Annotated in this window: 2 protein-coding genes; both read right to left on the bottom strand. The window is 42.7% G+C overall.

The window, feature by feature from the left end; translation table 11 throughout:
* Positions 1 to 223: 223 nt before the first annotated feature.
* Entirely contained in the window at positions 224 to 1,027 is an 804-nt protein-coding gene (locus E5A76_RS12770) for a RecX family transcriptional regulator (RefSeq protein ID WP_161119159.1), read from the bottom strand.
* A gap of 149 nt (positions 1,028 to 1,176) precedes the next feature.
* Positions 1,177 to 3,360 carry a catalase/peroxidase HPI gene (katG, locus tag E5A76_RS12775; protein WP_053989146.1) on the bottom strand — a complete coding sequence of 728 codons (2,184 nt, stop codon included), beginning with the start codon at positions 3,358 to 3,360 and terminating at the stop codon, positions 1,177 to 1,179.
* Positions 3,361 to 3,445: the final 85 nt, after the last annotated feature.

Raw genomic sequence — 3,445 nt, forward strand, 5'->3', positions numbered from 1 at the left:
TTTGGTAAAAGTAAGAAAGGTTTTTAACCCGTCTGATTAAAAACAACGGAGATATTAAAACGGCTTTATTTTCATATGGTTGTGATTTAAATTCCGTTTTTAACAAGAATATTTTCTTATTAAAAACGAAACTATAACGCTGGAATCAACACATCCATTTAAAACTGGATATATACACAGTAATATATGGAGTGACTATAAAGGCATTAAAATACTCTTAACCCTATTCTTCTAACTCGCTGTTGATGGCTTCTTTGATTTCATCACCAGAAAAGCCTTTGCTTGATAGATAACCATAAGCTTTGCTCTTTTCTTTAAAATCGGTGAGATCGTAGCGTTTCTTGGCGAGGGCTAATTGGCAGTTGTAGTAGAAATCTATTTCACCTGATTCGATAAATTCATCAAGTACAGTATCGAGCTCTGAGATATCAACATGCTTCATTTTTAGCTCTTGTGCGATTAATGAGCGTCCTTTTAGTTTCTTGGCAAGTTTGATCACTTCAGCTTCAAGATTGGCGTTCTTGCCTTTGATTTGCGCTTTGGTCAGTAAAGTATCTGATGCGCTATGCTCTGAAATACCACGAGAAATGTCATCCATACTAAAACCACGTTTTAATAAGTCATTGACGACTTTCTCTGCCGATGTGGTTGAGAAGTCTTTGAAACGTGCCAAGCGTGTATTGATCATCGATTGCTCGCAGACGTTCATGCGTTGCATGGTTTCTGTGATGGCTTGCTCTATGGTGAGTTCGTCGATGCCTTTGGTTTTAAGCTTTTGCTGAATGTATTTGCGCCCATATTGGCTATTAAAGGCTAGCTCACAGAAATGTAATGAAAATGCATGGTCGCTTTTTAGGTAACCATAGCCTTTCATCTGCTCAAGAACAGTGTTTACCCACTCTTTATTCTCGGTTTTTGCTTCGAGTTTTTGCCTAAGTTCATACTCAGAATGATCACGTAGGTTTAAGTGGTAAATTGCGCTATTAATGACGTTTTGAATGGTGGAGGCAGGATAAGGCTTTTTCATACAGCATCGGAGAATTTCTAAAAGTTATTGCTATGATAACAGTTTACTGCACTGAAACGAAAAAGAGGCACTCATTGAGCGCCTCTTTGTTTTTTATTGCTAAGTTTCTATTTCATACTACTGGCTAGTATTGAAACTTTGCGTTTTGATTAGTGGTGTAGATCAAAACGGTCAGCGTTCATTACTTTAACCCAAGCATTAACGAAGTCGTTAACGAACTTCTCTTCAGAGTCAGCACATGCGTAAACTTCTGCCAATGCACGTAGTTGTGAGTTAGAACCAAATACTAGGTCAACACGTGATGCCATCCACTTCTGCTCGCCAGTCTTACGATCTGTACCTACGAACACATCTTGGTCAACAGAAGTTGGTTTCCACTGTGTTGCCATGTCTAGTAGGTTAACGAAGAAGTCGTTAGTTAATGCTTCTTTACGCTCAGTGAACACACCGTATTCGCTGTTGTCGTAGTTCGCACCAAGTACACGCATACCTGCTACAAGCACTGACATTTCAGGGGCTGTTAGGGTTAGTAGTTGTGCGCGGTCTAGTAGTAACTCTTCTGCTGCGACTGTGAACTTCGCTTTTTCGAAGTTACGGAAACCATCAGCGATTGGCTCAAGAACAGCAAATGATTCAACATCTGTCTCTTCTTGTGATGCATCCATACGACCAGGTGTAAATGGTACTGTGATATCACGGCCTGCATTCTTCGCAGCCATTTCCACACCTACACCACCAGCAAGTACGATTAAGTCAGCAAGAGATACTGTTTTCTCGAAGTTTGCTTGAATGCCTTCAAGTACGTTTAGCACTTTCGCTAGTTGCTCAGGTTGGTTAACTTCCCAATCTTTCTGAGGAGCTAGACGAATACGTGCACCGTTTGCACCACCACGCTTGTCTGAACCACGGAATGTAGAAGCAGATGCCCAAGCTGTTGATACTAGCTCGCTGATTGATAGACCAGATGCAGCGATTTCTTGTTTAAGTTTTGCAATATCAGCATCGTTTACTAGCTCGTGATCAACCGCAGGGATTGGATCTTGCCATGTGAACACTTGTGCTGGTACTTCAGGGCCAAGGTAACGAGACACTGGACCTAAATCACGGTGAGTTAGCTTGAACCATGCACGAGCGAATGCGTCTGCGAACTCTTGTGGTTTTTCGAAGAAGCGACGAGAGATTTTCTCGTATGCTGGGTCGAAACGTAATGCTAAGTCAGTTGTTAGCATCGTTGCTTTGTGCTTCTTCTCTGGATCAAATGCGTCTGGGTGTACTTCACCGCCTTTTGATACCCATTGGTAAGCGCCTGCTGGGCTCTTCTCTAGTTCCCACTCGTTGTAGAATAGGCTGCTGAAGAAACCGTTGCTCCACTCTGTTGGCGTTGTTGTCCAGATAACTTCTAGACCACTAGAGATTGTATCTGCGCCTTTACCGCTACCGTAGCTTGATGTCCAACCGAAACCTTGCTCTTCGATTGATGCACCTTCTGGTTCAACACCTACGTGTGCTGCATCTGCTGCACCGTGTGTTTTACCGAATGTGTGACCACCAGCAATAAGTGCTACTGTTTCTTCGTCGTTCATTGCCATACGAGCAAATGTTTCACGAATGTCGTGTGCCGCTAGTAGTGGATCTGGGTTACCGTCTGGACCTTCTGGGTTAACGTAGATAAGACCCATTTGTACTGCTGCTAGTGGGTTTTCAAGATCACGTTGCTCGCTGTCTTTTTCGTAACGTGTGTCATCAGCAAGCCATGTTTTTTCTTTACCCCAGTAAACGTCTAGCTCTGGTGCCCAAATGTCTTCACGACCACCCGCGAAACCAAATGTTTTGAAGCCCATTGATTCTAGAGCAACGTTACCAGTTAGAATAATAAGGTCAGCCCAAGAGATCTTGTTGCCGTATTTTTGTTTGATAGGCCAAATTAGACGACGAGCTTTATCAAGGTTTACGTTATCAGGCCAGCTGTTCAGTGGTGCAAAACGTTGGTTACCTGTGCTCGCGCCGCCACGACCATCAGCAGTACGGTATGTACCTGCACTGTGCCATGCCATACGAATGAAGAAAGGACCGTAGTGACCGAAGTCTGCTGGCCACCAATCTTGAGAATCTGTCATTAGTTCACGTAGATCTTGCTTAACAGCTTCAAGATCTAGCTTTTTGAATTCAGCGGCGTAATCGAAATCTTCACCCATTGGGTTTGATTTACGATCGTGCTGGTGAAGAATGTCTATTTTTAATTGGTTAGGCCACCAATCGCTTGGAGAAGTACCGTTACCTGGGTTAATCGCTGGATTCACCGCTTGTGTATTATGGAATGGACATTTAGACATTGGTGTTCACCTCGTTATTCTAATAAGTATTTTATTTTTAATTCTTTAGCTCTATCCAATATAGCTACTAAGCATTGAATAGCAA

Source organism: Photobacterium lucens (genome assembly GCF_009873615.1).
GTDB classification, from domain to species: Bacteria; Pseudomonadota; Gammaproteobacteria; order Enterobacterales; family Vibrionaceae; genus Photobacterium; species Photobacterium lucens.

What these genes read in the sequence shown, in the direction of transcription:
- E5A76_RS12770 (WP_161119159.1), bottom strand. Translation starts at nt 1,027, where the DNA reads ATGAAAAAGCCTTATCCTGCCTCCACCATTCAAAACGTCATTAATAGC.
- katG (WP_053989146.1), bottom strand. Translation starts at nt 3,360, where the DNA reads ATGTCTAAATGTCCATTCCATAATACACAAGCGGTGAATCCAGCGATT.